This window comes from Aromatoleum bremense (genome assembly GCF_017894365.1).
Taxonomy (GTDB): domain Bacteria; phylum Pseudomonadota; class Gammaproteobacteria; order Burkholderiales; family Rhodocyclaceae; genus Aromatoleum; species Aromatoleum bremense.
This window is the reverse complement of the sequence record NZ_CP059467.1, coordinates 1875624-1891817: the sequence shown is the minus strand read 5'-3', so window position 1 is coordinate 1891817 and position 16194 is coordinate 1875624. Positions and strand designations below refer to the sequence as shown.

Below are 16194 nucleotides of genomic sequence, written 5' to 3'. Positions count from 1 at the left end.
GCGATGAGCACGAGCCTGATGCGGCGCGGCGACCGGGGTCTGCTGCTGGCGCTCGCGCTGTGGCTGCTGGCGCTGGCTGCGCCGCCGGTGCTGGCGCAAGCCGAGCCGGGCGGCGAACCGGTGCAACGCCAGCTGCGCGAACAGACCCGTCAGCGCGGACAGCTCCAGCAGGGCGAAGAGATCCAGCAGGGCGAAGAGATCCAGCAGGGCGAAGAGATCCAGCAAAGTGAACAAGTCCGGCAGGGCGAACAGGCCGGGCAACGTGAACAGACCCGGCAGCGCGAGCGGGAGCGGGCCGGACCGCTGAACGACGCACCGATGTGGCGCCAGGCGCGCTCCGGCGAGGCGTTCTTCACGACGGTGCGCGGCCCGGAGACCGGCGTGCTGATCCAGGACGAAGGCAACACCTGGCGCCAGATGCGCAACGGCCCGATCAAGCAGTACGGCGGCGTCCTGCTGCTGGTCGTGCCGCTCGCGATCGGGGTGTTCTACGCCGTGAAGGGCATGATCAGGCTGCACGCCGCGCCGACCGGCCGCCGCATCGAGCGCTTCAGCGTGTTCGAGCGCGTCGTCCATTGGGGCACCGCGATCACCTTCGTGCTGCTCGCCGTCACCGGGCTCGCGATCCTGTTCGGCAAGCACCTCGTCGCCCCGCTGCTCGGGCACGACGCGCTCGGCGTGCTGCTCGTCGTCGGCAAGAACATCCACAACTACATCGGGCCGGTGTTCCTCGCGTTCACCGTGCTGATGATCCTCGCCTTCGCCCGCGACAACCTCTGGCATGCGAGCGATCGTGTCTGGATCCGCAAGGCGGGCGGCTTGATCAGCGGTGAACACGTGCCGTCGGGGCGCTTCAATTTCGGCGAGAAGGCGTGGTTTTGGGGCGGCGTTGCGGTTCTCGGCCTGATCGTCGCCGGCTCCGGGCTGGTGCTGGATTTCCCGAACTTCGGCCAGCTCCGCGCGACGATGCAATGGGCGAACGTCATCCATGCGACCGCGTCGATCCTGCTGATCGCGCTGTCGCTCGGCCACATCTACCTCGGCACGATCGGCCTGGAAGGCGCGTACCGGGCGATGCGGACGGGCTACGTCGACGAGACCTGGGCGAAGGAGCACCACGCGCTGTGGTATGAGGACGCGAAGGCCGGCAAGCCGCGCCATTCCTGAGTCACGAGGTAGCGCGGGGACGCCGTCAGGCTCCGCGCGATACCTGATTCCCGTCTTTCCCATCCGCCGCATTCGCGGCTAGACTAGGTCCGCCATGACTTCGTCACCACGTCATGCCCCGTGACCCGAAAGCCCCAATCCAAGCAGAGGAGAGATCGATGAGCAAAGTTACCCTGGGTGGCAATCCGATCGAGGTCGCCGGCAAGTTCCCGCAGCCGGGCGATACCGCGCCGCCGCTGTCGCTGGTCGGCGCCGACCTCGCCGACGTCACGCTCGACAAGTACGCCGGCAAGCGCAAGGTGCTGAACATCGTGCCGAGCCTCGACACGCCGACTTGCGCGACGTCCACCCGCAAGTTCAACGCCGAAGCGGGCAAGCTCGACAACACTGTCGTGCTGGTGATTTCGGGTGATCTGCCGTTTGCCGCGAAGCGCTTCTGCGTCGCCGAAGGCCTCGACAACGTCGTCACGCTGTCGACGCTGCGCGGGCGCGAGTTTCTGAGCGACTACGGCGTCGAGATCGCGTCGGGGCCGTTGCAGGGGCTTGCCGCGCGCGCCGTCGTCGTGCTCGACGAGAACAACCGCGTGCTGCATTCGCAGCTCGTCGGCGAGATCAAGGACGAGCCGGACTATGCCGCAGCGCTCGCCGCGCTGAAGTAGTCGTCAGGACGCCCGCCGGCGGCCGCGCAGCGGCAGCAGCCCGACGAGCGCGATTGCCGCGAACGCGGCGCCGGCGACAAAGGTCGTACCGGAGCCGTAGGCATCCCACAGCGCGCCGGCGATGACGCTCGCGGCGAGCAGCGCGAGCCCCCCGACGAGGTTGAACAGGCCGAACGCGGTGCCGCGCAGCGCGGCCGGTGCCGCGTCCGCGACCAGCGCCGCGAGCAGCCCCTGCGTCATCCCCATGTGCAGTCCCCACAGCACGAGCCCGAGCGCAAGCCCGGCGAGGCCGTCGACGAGGCCGAACGCGAGGTCGGCGGCCACCAGCAGCGCGAAGCCGAGCGCGAGCAGCCGCGGGCGGTCGAAGCGGTCGGCGAGCACGCCGGCCGGGTACGACGACAGCGCGTAGACGACGTTCATCAGCACGAGCACGAACGGCACGAGGGTCGCCGCGACGCCGATCTCCTGCGCACGCAGCACGAGGAAGGCCTCGCTGAAGCGCGCGAGCGTGAAGACCGCCGACAGCGCGACGGTCCACCAGTATTCGGCCGGCAGGCGCCGCAGCTCGGCGGCCGACAGCGGCTTGCGGACGGCATGGGCCCCGGCGGGTCGCGGCGCGTCGTGCACCGCGAACACGATCAGCGCGAACGCGCCGAAGGCCGGCACGACCGCGACCCAGAACACCAGCGGGATGTTCTCGGACGTCAGCCACATCAGCCCGACCGCGAGCAGCGGGCCGAGGAACGCGCCGACGGTGTCGAGCGATTGCCGCAGCCCGAACGCGGCACCGCGCAGCTTCGGCGGGGCGAGGTCGGCGATCAGCGCGTCGCGCGGCGCCCCGCGGATGCCCTTGCCGATGCGATCGACGAAGCGTGCCGCGACGACCCAGCCGAGCGTTTCGGCGAGCGGGAACACCGGTTTCGTGAACGCTGCGAGCCCGTAGCCGATCGCCGCGAGCAGCTTGCGGCGGCCGAGCCAGTCGGACAGCGCGCCGGAGAACACCTTCGTGATCGACGCGGTCGCTTCAGCGATCCCTTCGATGAAGCCGACCGCGAGCGTCGAGGCGCCGAGCGTCGTCACGAGGTATATCGGCAGCAGCGCGTGGATCATCTCCGACGACACGTCCATCAGCATCGAGACGAAGCCCAGCGCCCAGATGCCGGGAGGAATGCGGCGCACCGCTTCCGCGCTGGTGCTGTCGCTGCCGCCTGTCGCCATGCCGTCCGGCTCCCTTGCGAGGTGGATGAAACCGTCGGCCGGATTATGCCGCGCAAAGCGCAGCGGCAGCGCCCGCCCCGCGCCGGCGGCGTGCGCGTCGGCTCGCGGCAGACGGTAACAGACTGTTTGGACGACGTTTTTCCGTGGAACAGCGGTGGGAAACACTGTGCTTTCGCGCCGCAACAGCGTAAAATCCTCGCCCTTCCCGCTCGATCGGCCTTTTCGGCGCGCACCCATGCTCTATCCCTCCCGTTTCGACGTCATCGTGGTTGGCGGCGGCCACGCCGGAACCGAGGCCGCCCTCGCGGCCGCACGCATCGGCGCGAAGACGCTGCTCTTGACGCACAACATCGAGACGCTCGGGCAAATGAGCTGCAACCCGTCGATCGGCGGCATCGGCAAGGGCCATCTCGTCAAGGAAGTCGATGCCTTGGGCGGCGCGATGGCGGCGGCCACCGACGAAGGCGGCATCCAGTTCCGCATCCTGAACGCGTCGAAAGGCCCGGCGGTGCGCGCGACGCGCGCGCAGGCCGACCGCGTGCTGTACAAGGCGGCGATCCGCCACCGGCTCGAGAACCAGCCGAACCTGTGGCTGTTCCAGCAGGCGGTCGACGACCTCACCGTCGCCGGCGACCGCGTCACCGGCGTCGTCACGCAGATCGGCCTCGCGTTCGAGGCGTCGGCGGTCGTGCTGACCGCGGGCACCTTCCTCAACGGCCTGATCCATGTCGGCCTCGACCACTACTCGGCCGGACGCGCGGGCGATCCGCCGGCGATCTCGCTCGGCCGGCGGCTGAAGGAACTCGCGCTGCCGCAGGGGCGGCTGAAGACCGGTACGCCGCCGCGGCTCGACGGGCGCTCGATCGACTTCTTGGTGATGCAGGAGCAGCCCGGTGACGACCCAGTGCCGGTGTTCAGCTTCCTCGGCAAGGCCTCCCAGCACCCGGAGCAGCTGCCGTGCTGGATCACGCACACCAACGAGCGCACGCACGACATCATCCGTGCGAACCTCGACCGCTCGCCGATGTACTCCGGCGTCATCGAAGGGGTCGGGCCGCGCTACTGCCCGTCGATCGAGGACAAGATCCACCGCTTCGCCGACAAGACCAGCCACAATATCTTCCTCGAACCCGAAGGGCTGACGACCAACGAGATCTACCCGAACGGCATCTCGACGTCGCTGCCGTTCGACGTGCAGCTCGCCGTCGTGCGCTCGATCCGCGGCCTCGAGAACGCGTTTATCCTGCGTCCCGGCTACGCGATCGAGTACGACTACTTCGACCCGCGCAACCTCAAGAGCAGCCTCGAGACGAAGAGCTTCCACGGGCTTTTCTTCGCCGGCCAGATCAACGGCACCACCGGCTACGAGGAGGCGGCCGCGCAGGGCCTCTTGGCCGGCGCGAACGCCGCGCTGCAGGTGCTCGGGCGCGAGGCGTGGTGTCCGCGCCGCGACGAGGCGTATCTGGGCGTGCTCGTCGATGACCTCATCACGCGCGGCGTCTCGGAGCCGTACCGCATGTTCACGTCGCGCGCCGAATATCGCCTCTCGCTGCGCGAGGACAACGCCGACCTGCGCCTGACCGAAAAGGGCCGCGAGCTGGGCCTCGTCGATGATGTGCGCTGGGCCGCGTTCTGCACCAAGCGCGAGGCGATCGAGCGCGAGACCGCCCGGTTGAGAGCGACCTGGGCGCATCCGGCGCGCGTGCCGGCTGCGGACGCCGAGCGCGTCGTCGGCAAGGCGCTCGAGCGCGAATACCGCTTCTTCGAGTTGCTGCGCCGGCCGAACACGCGCTACGCGGACCTGATGAATCTTCCCGGCGCGCCGGAAAACCCCGAGACCGACCCGCAAGTCATCGAGCAGATCGAGATCGCGGCGAAATACCAGGGCTACATCGACCGCCAGCAGGGCGAGGTCGCGAAGCAGCTGCAGGCCGAATCGACGCTGCTGCCGGCCGATCTCGACTACAGCCGGGTGCGCGGCCTGTCGAAGGAAGTGCAGCAGAAGCTGAACCTGCACAAGCCTGAGACGCTCGGCCAGGCCGGGCGCATCCAGGGTGTGACGCCGGCGGCGATTTCGCTGCTGATGGTGTGGCTCAAGCGCCGCGAACTGGCCGCGGCGGCGGGTGCGGACGACGCCGGAACGCCGTCGACGGACGGCGCGGGCGCGCCACGGATGCGTTCGGTATGAGCGCTGTGAGTCTGGAGCAGGGCCTCGCGGCGCTGGGCCTGCACCTTTCGCCGGCAACGCAGGCGCGGCTCGCCGCGTTCGCCGCGCTGCTGCAGAAGTGGAACCGGGTGTACAACCTCACGTCGATCCGCGACGCCGGGCAAGTCGTCACGCACCACCTGCTCGATTCGCTCGCGGTGCTGCCGCATCTGGGCGGCATCGCAACGCTCGCCGACGTCGGCTCGGGCGGCGGCCTGCCGGGAATTCCGCTCGCGCTTGCCGCGCCGGATTGCCATCCCGCCTTCGCCGTGACGTCGATCGAGACCGTCAACAAGAAGGCGAGCTTCCAGCAGCAGGCGAAGATCGAACTCGGGCTGGCGAACTTCACGGTCGTGAACGAACGCGTCGAAAACGTCCGGCCGGAGGCAAAGTTCGACGCGGTGATCTCGCGCGCCTTCTCCGAACTGTCGGATTTCGTCGGCCTGACCGCGCATCTCTTGCGCCCCGGCGGACATTTTTTCGCGATGAAGGGCGTGTATCCTCGCGACGAGATCGCGCGCCTGCCGGCGGGTTTCCGCGTCGTCGAAGTGCACCCGCTGACGGTGCCGGGGCTCGGCGCCGAACGACACCTGATCATCCTCGAAAGGAACTGAATGGCCCGAATCTTCTGCGTTGCAAACCAGAAAGGCGGCGTCGGCAAGACGACGACCTGCATCAACCTCGCCGCCGCACTCGCCCAGGCGGGCCAGCGCACGCTGCTCATCGACCTCGATCCGCAGGGCAACGCGACGATGGGCAGCGGTGTCGACAAGCGGGCCGTGGCGAAGTCGGTGTACCACGTGCTCGTCGGCCTCGCGACGCTCGACGAAGCGCGTGTCGCGTCGCCTTCGGGCGGCTACGATGTGCTGCCGGCGAACCGCGACCTCGCCGGCGCCGAAGTCGAACTCGTCGGCCTCGAACGGCGCGAGAACCGCCTGCGCGACGCGCTCAGGGACTTCGACGCCGACTACGACCTGGTCCTGATCGACTGCCCGCCGTCGCTGTCGATGCTGACGTTGAACGGTCTGTGCGCGGCCCACGGCGTCATCATCCCGATGCAATGCGAGTATTTCGCGCTCGAAGGCCTGTCCGACCTCGTCAACACGATCAAGAAAGTGCATTCGAACCTGAATCGCGAGCTGGGCATCACCGGCCTGCTGCGCGTCATGTTCGATGCGCGGATGACGCTGCAGCAGCAGGTTTCCGCGCAGCTCGAGAGCCATTTCGGCGACAAGGTGTTCCGCGCGATCGTGCCGCGCAACGTGCGCCTGGCCGAAGCGCCAAGCCACGGCATGCCGGGCGTCGTGTTCGACAAGGCAGCCAAAGGGACGCAGGCCTACATGGCCTTCGCCCAGGAAATGATCGAACGGGTGAACGCCCGGTGATCCGCTACAAACTCCTCAGGCAAAGCTCATGACCCGATCCAGACTCAAAGGCCTCGGCCGCGGCCTCGACGCGCTGCTCGCCGGGAACCAGGACGACGACGCCGAGCGCGGCGAACTGCAGGCGCTCGCGGTCGGCGACCTGCGGCCCGGCAAGTACCAGCCGCGCACGCGCATGGATCCGGGCTCGCTCGAGGAGCTCGCGGCGTCGATCAAGGCGCAGGGTGTGATGCAGCCGATCCTCGTGCGGCCGGTCAACGGCTCGGCGTACGAGATCATCGCCGGCGAGCGGCGCTGGCGCGCGGCGCAGATCGCCGAGCTCGCCGATGTGCCATGCCTGGTGCGCGAGATCCCGGACGAAGCGGCGCTGGCGATGTCGCTGATCGAGAACATCCAGCGCGAGGACCTCAACCCGCTCGAGGAAGCGGGCGGCATCCAGCGCCTCATCGACGAGTTCGGCATGACGCACCAGCAGGCGGCCGATGCGGTCGGGCGTTCGCGGCCGGCGGCGTCGAACCTGCTGCGTCTGCTGAATCTCGCCCGCCCGGTGCAGGAGCTGCTGATGGCCGGCGACATCGACATGGGCCATGCGCGCGCGATGCTGCCGCTCGACGGCGCCGGCCAGATCCAGCTTGCGAACCACGTCGCGGCGCGCGGGCTGTCGGTGCGCGACACCGAGCGCCTTGTGCAGCAGAGCCTGAATCCGCGGCAGAAGAAGGCCGAACGCGAGCCCGATCGCGACCTGCTGCGGATCGAAGAGGAAATCGCCGACGTGCTCGGCGCGACCGTCAGGATCAAGGCGAACAAGAAAGGCGCCGGCGAAGTGACGATCCGTTTCGGCAGCCTCGACCAGCTCGACGGACTGCTCGAGAGCCTCGGCACGTCGAAGAGAGGGGGGTAGGCGATCGACCGGCCGGTCGGGGTCGGAGGCGCAGCGAGACGGCTCCGCATTGACTTGCTTGCGGTGTGTACCAGAATGACATGGGCACGGCTCGCGCCCCGAAGCGGCAGACGGGGACGCCTCGATCGGCAGGGAGGACGGCGATGATCTTCCGGCAGCTCTTCGAACCGCTGTCGAGCACCTACACTTACCTGCTCGGCTGCGAGGATACCGGCGCGGCCGTGCTGATCGACCCGGTCGTCAATGCGATCGAGCGCGACCTCGCGCTGATCGCCGCGCTGCGGCTGCGGCTCGAACTCACGCTCGACACGCACATCCACGCAGACCATATCACTGCGGCGCGCCACCTGAAGGAGCGCGTCGGCAGCCGCATCGCCGCACCCGCGATCGACCGGCTGCCGTGCGTCGAGGTGCCGGTCGAAGAGGGCCGGCCGGTCGCGGTCGGCAGCGTCCGGCTTGCGCCGCTGCACACCCCCGGCCACACCGACGGCCACTTCGCCTACGTGTGCGGCGACCGGGTCTTCACCGGCGACGCGCTGCTGATCGACGGCTGCGGCCGCACCGATTTCCAGAGCGGCGACGCGGCAGCCTTGTACCGCAGCGTGCGCGAGAAGCTGTTCACGCTGCCCGACGAGCACCTCGTCTATCCGGCGCACGACTACCAGGGCCGCCGCGTGTCGTCGATCGCGCAGGAACGCGCCCGCAACCCGCGCCTCGGCGGCGAGCGCACGCTCGACGAGTTCCGCCGCATCATGGCCGAGCTGAAACTGCCCTACCCGAAGTTCATCGACTACGCCGTGCCCGGCAATCGCGAGTGCGGCGTCTGTCCGCAGGGCCTGCCCGATGAACTCAAGGCCTACTGCGGGCGCATGACCGAAAGCCGGCAAGGCTGACCGTCGCCGGCTGCGCGCCCCAAGGCTCCCGGCCGGCCGGTGCACGCCGAAGGGCGGCCGTGCCGCCGTATCCCGCACTCCCCGCCCTTCCCGCAACTCCTGCAGCCCCGGCGCGCTCCGGTCGATGGCGGCCGTGCCCTCTTTGCTGCAGTCCGAAAAACCCCTTGACTTCCCCTCCTTGAAGGCCACAATACCATCCATATGGATGTCAAGGAGATGGTAATGAGCGTGCATGAGCTGCGCCCGAAGGCGGGAGAGACCACCGAGAAGATCACGATCAATCTCGGGGTCGTCGACCTCGGGCAGATCGATCTGCTGGTACAGGAGGGCTTTTATTCGAACCGCACCGACTTCATCCGTACGGCGATCCGCAACCAGCTGGTCACGCATAACGAAGTGATCCGCGCCACGGTCGCCCGCAAGGCCTTCGTCCTCGGCCTGCAGCACTACACGCGCCGTGATCTCGAGGCGGTGCAGGCGGCCGGCGAGCGGCTCGACATCCAGGTGCTGGGGCTGGCGAGCATCGCCGCCGACGTGCCGCCCGAACTCGCGCTCGCGACGATCGAATCGATCGTCGTGCTCGGCGCCCTGCATGCCAGCGCAGCGGTCAAGGCCGCGCTGGCAGACCGAATCAGGTGACCGCATTCGCGGTCCGCAAGGAGATTCAACCCATGAATGCCAGACTCAACCCCAATCTGCTCAACCCCGACCTGCTCGAAGCCACGCGGCTGACGCGTGCCGGTCAGCTGCTCGAAGCGACCGCGCTGATCCAGCGCGCCCTCGGCGGGCGGTTCGCGCCGCCGCCTGCCGCCGATGCGGCAGCCCCCGATACGCCGGCCGCGGACCGGGCAGCGGAGCCGCCGCTCGAAGGCAGCTGCCGCGTCATCGACATCGGCCCGTTCGTCGCCGACCCCGAGCCGCAGCCCGCGCAGCGGGATCATGCCGACACGACCGCCAAAGCCGGCGCGCCGGCGGCAGAAGCTGTTGTCTCGCCGCTGGCTTCGCGCCTGGGCGCTGCGCTGCGCGACAAACTGTTCAAGTTTCGCGGCGCGGTCCCGGCGTTCGAGCCGATCGTCCCCGGCGCCGCGCCCGAAACCGTGCCGGACGGCGCGCGCTTCATCAGCGGCTCCTACACGAACGCCGCCGGCACGCGCTGCTACAAGCTGTATGTGCCGAGCAACTATGGCGGCGAGCCGGTGCCGCTGGTCGTCATGCTGCATGGCTGCACGCAGAACCCGGACGATTTTGCCGCCGGCACGCGCATGAACGAGCTGGCCGAGCAGGAGCCTTGCCTCGTGCTCTATCCGGCGCAATCGGCGGGGGCGAACGGGTCGAAATGCTGGAACTGGTTCAAGCCTTCGGACCAGCGCGCGGGGCAGGGCGAGCCGTCGCTGATCGCCGGGATGACGCGCGAAATCGCCGCAAGCCACAACGTCGATCGGCAACGCATCTACATCGCAGGCCTGTCGGCGGGCGGCGCGATGGCGACGACGATGGCGGCGACCTACCCGGATCTCTACGCCGCTGCCGGCATCCATTCGGGCCTGCCGCATGCGGCCGCGCACGATCTGCCGTCGGCGCTCGCCGCGATGCAGCAGGGAAGCGCGCGCGCGGCCGGTATCCGGGCGACGGGCGCCGGGACGAGCTGGGAAATGCCTCACCCGGTGCCGGTCATCGTCTTCCACGGCGACCGCGACACGACGGTCCATCCGCGCAACGGCGAGCAGGTGATCGTGCAGTTTGCGCCCGCGGGGGTGCGCACCGGATCAATCGGCGTGGGGTCGAAGCCGCGTGCGAGCATCGAACGGGGCCAGGTGCCGAACGGGCGCGCCTACACCCGGACCACATACCACCACCCGAACGGCTCGCCGCACGTCGAGCAATGGACGGTGCATGGCGCCGGCCACGCGTGGTCCGGCGGCAGCTCCCGCGGTTCCTACACCGACCCGCAGGGTCCGGACGCGGCGAAGGAAATGCTGCGCTTTTTCCTCGCCCATCCGGCCGGCAAAGCGGCGCCGGAGCCGGGACGTTCGGTGTAATCGACAACCGGGCGCTCGCAAGCCCGGCCCATGCCGGCAATGGGCCGACTCGCGAATGGCAGCGTGCGGCGCGTGAGCCGGCAGGATGTTCACCCGCCCGGCGCGCCGCCGCTGACGCGCTCCGGCCAGGTGCTTATTCGGCGTCGGTGACTTCCTGTTTGCGCGGACGGCGACTGCGCGAAGCGGGCTTGCGCGCCGCCTTGACGACCGTTTCGGTCGTCGCTGCGGGAGCATGCGATTCCGCGGGGAGCGGGCTTTCGATCGGCACGCCAGCTTCCGCAGGGGCTTCGGCGATCGGCGGCACGAGCGCTTCGGTCTTCTTTGCTGCAGGCTTGCGCGGGCCGCGTCCCTTGCGCCGTGCTTCCGGCTCGCGATGCGCTTCCACCTGCACCGGGGTTTCATCCGCGATAGCCGATTCGGTCAATTCCTGCGCCGGGATCGTCGCAGGTTCTTCGGCCACGATGAGCGGCGGCTGCGCGGCGAACGGCTGTGCCTGCACCGGCGCCGGAGGCGTTTCCGGCTCTGCGGCCTCCTGCGCCAAGGCCGGCGCCGCCGCTGGCTTTACGGCTGGCTTGCGACCGCTGCGCGTCCGGCGCCGCGGCTCGTGCTGGACGGCCGGCTCCTCGACGGCAGGGGGCTCAACGGCGGGCGCTTCGGCGACGGCGGGTTCGGCGACGACGTCGGGCGAGACCGGCACTTCGAGCGATGCGGTGGCGGCCGGCTTGCGGCCTCCCCGCCCGCGTCGCGACTCGTGCCTGCCGGCGCTCGCCGGGGCGCGCGCCTCGGGGACGACCTCGACGACGACCGGCGCCGGCTCGGCCCCCGCCTCATGGGCTGCAGCGGTCCCGTTGCTGCGATAGACGTAGGCCCCGGACTTCTCGTCGCGGCCGAATTCGAGCAGGCCGCGCGCCTGCGCTTCTTCGAGCAGGTTGCCGAACGCGCGGAAGCCGTAGTACGACTCGTTGAACCCGGGTTTGCGGCGCTTGATCGCTTCCTTGAGCATCGACGCCCAGATCTTGCCGCTGTCGCCGCGTTCGGCGACGAGCGCGTCGAAGGTGTCGACGGCGAGTTCGATCGCCTGCGTCTTGCGTGCTTCCTGCTCTTCCTTGCGGCCTTTTTCCTCGTCGGGCGAGCGCTTCGCCGCCGGCTGCGCTTCCCGCGTGTCGCGCTTGGCCGCCGCACGCTGGCTCTCGCGCACCAGATCGTCGTAGAAGATGAATTCGTCGCAGTTCGCGATCAAGAGGTCCGACGTCGATTGCTTGACGCCGACGCCGATCACCTGTTTCGCGTTCTCGCGCAGCTTCGATACCAGCGGCGAGAAGTCGGAGTCGCCGCTGATGATGACGAAGGTATTGACGTGGGATTTCGTGTAGCACAGGTCGAGCGCATCGACGACGAGCCGGATGTCGGCCGAGTTCTTGCCCGACTGGCGCACGTGCGGGATCTCGATCAGCTCGAAGTTCGCCTCGTGCATCGTCGCCTTGAAGCCTTTGTAGCGGTCCCAGTCGCAATACGCCTTCTTGACGACGATGCTGCCCTTGAGCAGCAGGCGCTCGAGCACGCGCTTGATGTCGAACTTCTCGTAATTGGCGTCGCGCACCCCGAGCGCGACGTTCTCGAAGTCGCAGAACAACGCCATGCTGGCGGTTTCGTGCGGTGATGCCATGATGTTCTCCAGTGAAGCCCGTGGCGGTACGGTGATAAACGCCGTTTTCGCGATTATCTCCGAACCGGGCCCGCGTGGTGACGGCGATCGCCCGCGGGCCGGCAGTGTGGCGCAGCCGGAGGGTTGCGTCGGCCGTGACGCGCGCCTGCAGGCGCTCAGCGGCTGCGCGTCATCCGGCGGCGGCCGCGCGCGCGATGATGCGGTGAAAGTCTTCCGCCGGCATCGCCCGTCCGAACAGGAAACCCTGCCCCGACCTGCAGCCCTGGGCGACGAGGAATTCGCGCTGTGCCGGAGTTTCGACGCCCTCGGCGAGCAGCGACAGGCGCAGGCTGCGCGCCATCGCGATGATCGCCTGGACGATCGCGGTGTCGTCGCCATCCGCCGGAATACCCTGAATGAATGAACGGTCGATCTTCAGCGTGTCGATCGGGAAGCGCTTGAGATAGGACAGCGATGAATAACCGGTGCCGAAATCGTCGATCGCCAGCGCGATGCCCTGGCGGCGCAGGCCGGCGAGGGTCGCGACGCTGCCGTCCGCATCGGCCATCGCGACGCTCTCGGTGATCTCCAGTTCGAGCTGTGCGGCGTGGGCGCCGGTCTCGGCGAGGATGTCGCAGACCTGTTCGACGAGATCGTGCTGGCGGAACTGGTGTCCCGACAGATTCACCGCCACCTTCAGGTCCGGCCGCCCCGCTTCGCGCCACCGCGTGCTCTGCCGGCACGCGGCGCGCAGGACTTGCTCGCCGAGCGGCACGATCAGGCCGGTCTCCTCGGCCACCGCGATGAATTCGCCCGGCAGCAGCAGGCCGCGCTCGGGATGGCGCCAGCGTACCAGCGCTTCGGCGCCGGTCAGCGCGCCCGTCGCGAGGTCCACCTGCGGCTGGTAATGGGCTTCCAGTTCGCCGCCGGCGAGCGCACGGCGCAGTTCGCTTTCGACGGTCAGCCGGCGCCGGGCGTGGTGGTCCATCTCCGGCCCGTAGAAGCAGTAGTTGTTGCGGCCGCGTTCCTTCGCGCGGTACATCGCGATGTCGGCGTTCTTGAGCAGCGTTTCCGGGTCGCGCCCGTCGCGCGGTGCCAGTGCGACGCCGATGCTTGCCGACAGCGGCAGTTCGAGGGAGCCGATACGCACGCTTTCGGACAGCCGGTCACGCAGCTTGGCTGCGAGGCGTGCCGCGTCCTCGACGCTGGCGAGGTCTTCCAGCAGGACCACGAACTCGTCGCCACCCAACCGCGCGACGGTATCACCGGCCCGCAGGCAGGCCGACACACGGTTCGCCACTTCACGGATCAGGGCGTCACCGACGGGGTGGCCGTAACTGTCGTTCACCAGTTTGAAGCGGTCGAGGTCGAGGAACATCACCGCGGTCAGCCGCCCGCGGCTGCGGGCGATGGCGTGGGTGATGCGGTCGTTGAGCAGGTTGCGGTTGGGCAGCCCGGTGAGGGCGTCGTGGCTCGCCTGGTGGATCAGGCGTTTTTCGGCGCGGGTGCGGGCGGTGACGTCGTTCAGCACGCCGATGAAATGCGTCACGTCGCCCGATTCGTTCTCGACCGGCGCGAGAAACAGTTCTACTGATTGCTGCGCGCCGTTCTCCCGTTCCAGGTTCAGCACGGTGTAGCCTTCGGTGCCGCGACTGATCGCCTGGCAGATGTCGGTGTAGCCGTTGCACACTTCGCCGGGCACGCCGTCGCGGCAGATGCAGGCCCTGCCAAGGGCGCTGCCTGGGGCGAAACCGAGGATGCGCTCGAACGCCGGATTCACGTAGATCAGCGGGTAGTCGGCGCAGCTGGCGTCGGCGATGAACACGCCGTTGACACTGGATTCGATCGCGCGGTCGCGCAGCGCGATGCTGCGCTTGTCGGCATGGATATAGGTGTCGAGCGTCAGGCACAGGTCGAACACGACGACCTTGAGCAGCGAATCGCAGGCGGCGAGAAACCGGTCGCGCTCGCCGCCGGTCTGGTCCCACAGCGCCGGCAGCATGTCGGCGAGGTACTTGCGGAAAGCCCCGACGTACCATTTCGGTTCGAGGCCGATCTGCGCATGCACGAGCCCGACCTTGAGGCGCCGCTGAACGTAGTCGAAGCCGTATTCGCCCTCGGTCAGCTCGGCGAAATAGCGGTCGTGCGCGGCCTTGAGCCGGCTCACCGCGTTCTCGTCGTGGAGCAGTGCGGCGAGCGGCGCATAACTCCGCAGGTAGTCGTAGAAGGCGTCGGCGAATCCGCGGCGCGCTTCGGCGACGCCCGCGTCCATCGCGCGCAGGCGTACGACGTCCTCTTCGCCGAAATCGAGGAAACGCTTACGCTCGGCGATCTCGACGGCGTCCAACCCCAGCTCGCGGGCCGTATTCTCCATCATCAGCGCGCGGCCCCCGCTTTCTGTCCGAGCATGTCGGCGAGGCCGCCCATCACGGCGAGGTTCGCGGATTCCATCGCCGCGAGCGCGCGCAGCGCTTCGTCGAAGCGGCCCGCGTAGTACAGGCTGATTGCGCTGCGCGCGTGCGTGTGGACTGCGCGGTGCGGGGCTTCGAGCGCGGCGTAGCCGGGCAGGCGGGCGAGGCGCGACTTGCCCTCGCCGTCGTAATACCACTGGCCGAGCCGGCATTCGGTGTGATCCGGCAGATCCTCCGGCCGGACGCGGGAGAGGCCGAGAAACACCTTGTATACTTCGAGCTTCAGCGTGAGTTCTTCGAGGTTCGCGAGCTCGACGTTGGCCAGCAGCGCTGAATCGGCCACGGCGCTTTCGATGCGCTGCGACAGCCCGAGCAGGTGCTGCATGCTGTGCATCGCCTGCTCGCTTTCGTTCGAGAAGCGCGACGCATCCTGGGCGCCCAACTGCATGACGCGGCGCGCGGTCTCGGTCTCGGTCTGGATCGTGCCGACCAGGCCGGTGATTTCGGTGGTCGCGCTCGCCGTGCGCTCGGCGAGCTTCTTGACCTCGTCGGCGACGACGGCGAAGCCCCGGCCCGCATCGCCGGCCCGTGCGGCCTCGATGGCGGCGTTCAGGGCCAGCAGGTTGGTCTGGTCGGCGATCTCCTTGATAAGGCGCACGATGCCGCCGATCTCGCTGGCGCTGCGGTACAGCCCTTCGACGTTGTGCGACGCGTCGCCGATGCGCGTGACCATTTCCTGCAGATTCGTCGCCATGCGCTCGAACGCGACGCGGTTCGCGTCGGACCGTCCGGCCGCTTCGGTGGCCGAGAGCTTCTGGTCGTTGAGCGTCGCGGTCAGGCCGAGAAAGGACTGCCGCACGCCGCCGAGCGACTCGCCGAACGAGCCGAGGTTGCGGAACACCTCGCCGAGGGTGGCGCGCTCCCGCCGCAGTTCCGACAGCTCGGCCGCAAGGGTGGTGCGTTCGGTTTCGACCGCCGCGAGCCTCGCCTGCAGGCGGGCGTTCTCCTCGGCAAGCGCTGTCCGTTGGGTTTCGGCCTGATGAAAGGCTTTCTTGTGGGTCGCAAACAGCATGGCGTTTTTCCGCGATCGAAAAAAATGGGCAATAGCTGAGCAGTCTAGTCAGCTATTGCCGGAGTGTCTTGACCGCGCGCAATAATCGCCCGATGTCCGTGATGGAACGCACAGAGGCGGAATTTGACGTCCGCCCGGCGGAGCGTGCGCGAGTATCGCGAGGGGCGGCATACGTGCGACAAGTCGTCCGCGGCGAGGTCAAAAGGTGTGCGCCTGCATCGGGCGGCGCGGGACTGGAGCGAGGAATGCGGAAACTTTCCGAGTATGTCGAGATGGCGGCCACCGAATACCTGCACGAGACGGGCAGGGTCGAACTCGATCCGCACTGGATCGCCGAGTTCTTCCAGGACCAGGGCGTGCTCGACGACTATCCGCTACTCGATCTCGTCGCGTTCCATGCGCTCGTGCAGAAAGCGCTGGACGTCAAGTCGGAGCGCGCGAACAAACAGGCGCGGCGGCACATCGAGAAAGTCATGGAGGTCGTCAAGCGCCGGCGGCGCAAGTGACGGCCCGCGCGGTGGTGCGAACGCGAGTGGCGAAAAGCGCTCGTAGACGACTGCGGCATGCACGATAGACTGGCTGGAAGGCGACGCGGACCGAG

General features: G+C 68.5%; 14 protein-coding genes. 10 read left to right on the top strand and 4 right to left on the bottom strand.

The window, feature by feature from the left end; translation table 11 throughout:
- Positions 1-3: 3 nt before the first annotated feature.
- Positions 4-1167, top strand: coding sequence for a formate dehydrogenase subunit gamma (locus tag pbN1_RS08880; protein ID WP_169200868.1), 1164 nt, complete (start codon positions 4-6; stop codon positions 1165-1167).
- A gap of 158 nt (positions 1168-1325) precedes the next feature.
- Positions 1326-1826: a thiol peroxidase gene (gene tpx / locus pbN1_RS08875; RefSeq protein ID WP_169200869.1), complete on the top strand. Its 501-nt coding sequence runs from the start codon at positions 1326-1328 to the stop codon at positions 1824-1826.
- Between the two features lie 3 nt (positions 1827-1829).
- Here tpx and pbN1_RS08870 read toward each other — a convergent pair whose 3' ends face one another.
- The gene (locus pbN1_RS08870; RefSeq protein ID WP_169200870.1) at positions 1830-3044 is read right to left on the bottom strand and encodes an MFS transporter; all 1215 of its coding nucleotides are present in this window, start codon (positions 3042-3044) and stop codon (positions 1830-1832) included.
- A 235-nt stretch (positions 3045-3279) separates the two neighbouring features.
- Between pbN1_RS08870 and mnmG the strand changes: the two genes are divergently transcribed.
- From mnmG to pbN1_RS08835, 7 genes are all read left to right on the top strand, one after another.
- Positions 3280-5232, top strand: coding sequence for a tRNA uridine-5-carboxymethylaminomethyl(34) synthesis enzyme MnmG (gene mnmG / locus pbN1_RS08865; protein ID WP_169200871.1), 1953 nt, complete (start codon positions 3280-3282; stop codon positions 5230-5232).
- Positions 5229-5864: a 16S rRNA (guanine(527)-N(7))-methyltransferase RsmG gene (gene rsmG, locus pbN1_RS08860; protein ID WP_169200872.1), complete on the top strand. Its 636-nt coding sequence runs from the start codon at positions 5229-5231 to the stop codon at positions 5862-5864. The genes mnmG and rsmG overlap by 4 nt, the downstream gene beginning before the upstream one ends.
- Positions 5865-6635, top strand: coding sequence for a ParA family protein (locus pbN1_RS08855; RefSeq protein WP_169200873.1), 771 nt, complete (start codon positions 5865-5867; stop codon positions 6633-6635).
- A 28-nt stretch (positions 6636-6663) separates the two neighbouring features.
- Positions 6664-7533, top strand: a complete 870-nt coding sequence (locus pbN1_RS08850) for a ParB/RepB/Spo0J family partition protein (RefSeq protein ID WP_169200874.1) — start codon at positions 6664-6666, stop codon at positions 7531-7533.
- Positions 7534-7676: 143 nt separating this feature from the next.
- Positions 7677-8426 (top strand): MBL fold metallo-hydrolase, encoded by a 750-nt coding sequence (locus tag pbN1_RS08845; RefSeq protein ID WP_169200875.1) that lies wholly within the window; start codon positions 7677-7679, stop codon positions 8424-8426.
- Positions 8427-8648: 222 nt separating this feature from the next.
- Positions 8649-9065, top strand: a complete 417-nt coding sequence (locus tag pbN1_RS08840; protein WP_169200876.1) for a CopG family transcriptional regulator — start codon at positions 8649-8651, stop codon at positions 9063-9065.
- A gap of 32 nt (positions 9066-9097) precedes the next feature.
- Positions 9098-10465 carry an extracellular catalytic domain type 1 short-chain-length polyhydroxyalkanoate depolymerase gene (locus pbN1_RS08835; protein WP_169200877.1) on the top strand — a complete coding sequence of 456 codons (1368 nt, stop codon included), beginning with the start codon at positions 9098-9100 and terminating at the stop codon, positions 10463-10465.
- A 133-nt stretch (positions 10466-10598) separates the two neighbouring features.
- Here pbN1_RS08835 and pbN1_RS08830 read toward each other — a convergent pair whose 3' ends face one another.
- The 3 genes from pbN1_RS08830 to pbN1_RS08820 form a co-directional block, all read right to left on the bottom strand.
- Positions 10599-12131 carry an NYN domain-containing protein gene (locus tag pbN1_RS08830; protein WP_169200878.1) on the bottom strand — a complete coding sequence of 511 codons (1533 nt, stop codon included), beginning with the start codon at positions 12129-12131 and terminating at the stop codon, positions 10599-10601.
- Between the two features lie 169 nt (positions 12132-12300).
- Positions 12301-14487: a putative bifunctional diguanylate cyclase/phosphodiesterase gene (locus pbN1_RS08825; protein ID WP_244857218.1), complete on the bottom strand. Its 2187-nt coding sequence runs from the start codon at positions 14485-14487 to the stop codon at positions 12301-12303.
- On the bottom strand, positions 14487-15593 hold the full coding sequence (locus pbN1_RS08820) for a methyl-accepting chemotaxis protein (RefSeq protein WP_169200879.1): 1107 nt from the start codon (positions 15591-15593) through the stop codon (positions 14487-14489). Before pbN1_RS08820 ends, pbN1_RS08825 begins: the two co-directional genes overlap by 1 nt.
- 245 nt (positions 15594-15838) lie before the next feature.
- On the opposite strand from pbN1_RS08820, the gene pbN1_RS08815 reads away from it, so the two are divergent.
- Entirely contained in the window at positions 15839-16099 is a 261-nt protein-coding gene (locus pbN1_RS08815) for a hypothetical protein (RefSeq protein ID WP_169200880.1), read from the top strand.
- Positions 16100-16194: the final 95 nt, after the last annotated feature.

Coding starts and splice junctions, on each gene's coding strand:
- pbN1_RS08880 (WP_169200868.1), top strand. CDS start 4: ATGAGCACGAGCCTGATGCGGCGCGGCGACCGGGGTCTGCTGCTGGCG.
- tpx (WP_169200869.1), top strand. CDS start 1,326: ATGAGCAAAGTTACCCTGGGTGGCAATCCGATCGAGGTCGCCGGCAAG.
- pbN1_RS08870 (WP_169200870.1), bottom strand. CDS start 3,044: ATGGCGACAGGCGGCAGCGACAGCACCAGCGCGGAAGCGGTGCGCCGC.
- mnmG (WP_169200871.1), top strand. CDS start 3,280: ATGCTCTATCCCTCCCGTTTCGACGTCATCGTGGTTGGCGGCGGCCAC.
- rsmG (WP_169200872.1), top strand. CDS start 5,229: ATGAGCGCTGTGAGTCTGGAGCAGGGCCTCGCGGCGCTGGGCCTGCAC.
- pbN1_RS08855 (WP_169200873.1), top strand. CDS start 5,865: ATGGCCCGAATCTTCTGCGTTGCAAACCAGAAAGGCGGCGTCGGCAAG.
- pbN1_RS08850 (WP_169200874.1), top strand. CDS start 6,664: ATGACCCGATCCAGACTCAAAGGCCTCGGCCGCGGCCTCGACGCGCTG.
- pbN1_RS08845 (WP_169200875.1), top strand. CDS start 7,677: ATGATCTTCCGGCAGCTCTTCGAACCGCTGTCGAGCACCTACACTTAC.
- pbN1_RS08840 (WP_169200876.1), top strand. CDS start 8,649: ATGAGCGTGCATGAGCTGCGCCCGAAGGCGGGAGAGACCACCGAGAAG.
- pbN1_RS08835 (WP_169200877.1), top strand. CDS start 9,098: ATGAATGCCAGACTCAACCCCAATCTGCTCAACCCCGACCTGCTCGAA.
- pbN1_RS08830 (WP_169200878.1), bottom strand. CDS start 12,131: ATGGCATCACCGCACGAAACCGCCAGCATGGCGTTGTTCTGCGACTTC.
- pbN1_RS08825 (WP_244857218.1), bottom strand. CDS start 14,487: ATGATGGAGAATACGGCCCGCGAGCTGGGGTTGGACGCCGTCGAGATC.
- pbN1_RS08820 (WP_169200879.1), bottom strand. CDS start 15,593: ATGCTGTTTGCGACCCACAAGAAAGCCTTTCATCAGGCCGAAACCCAA.
- pbN1_RS08815 (WP_169200880.1), top strand. CDS start 15,839: ATGCGGAAACTTTCCGAGTATGTCGAGATGGCGGCCACCGAATACCTG.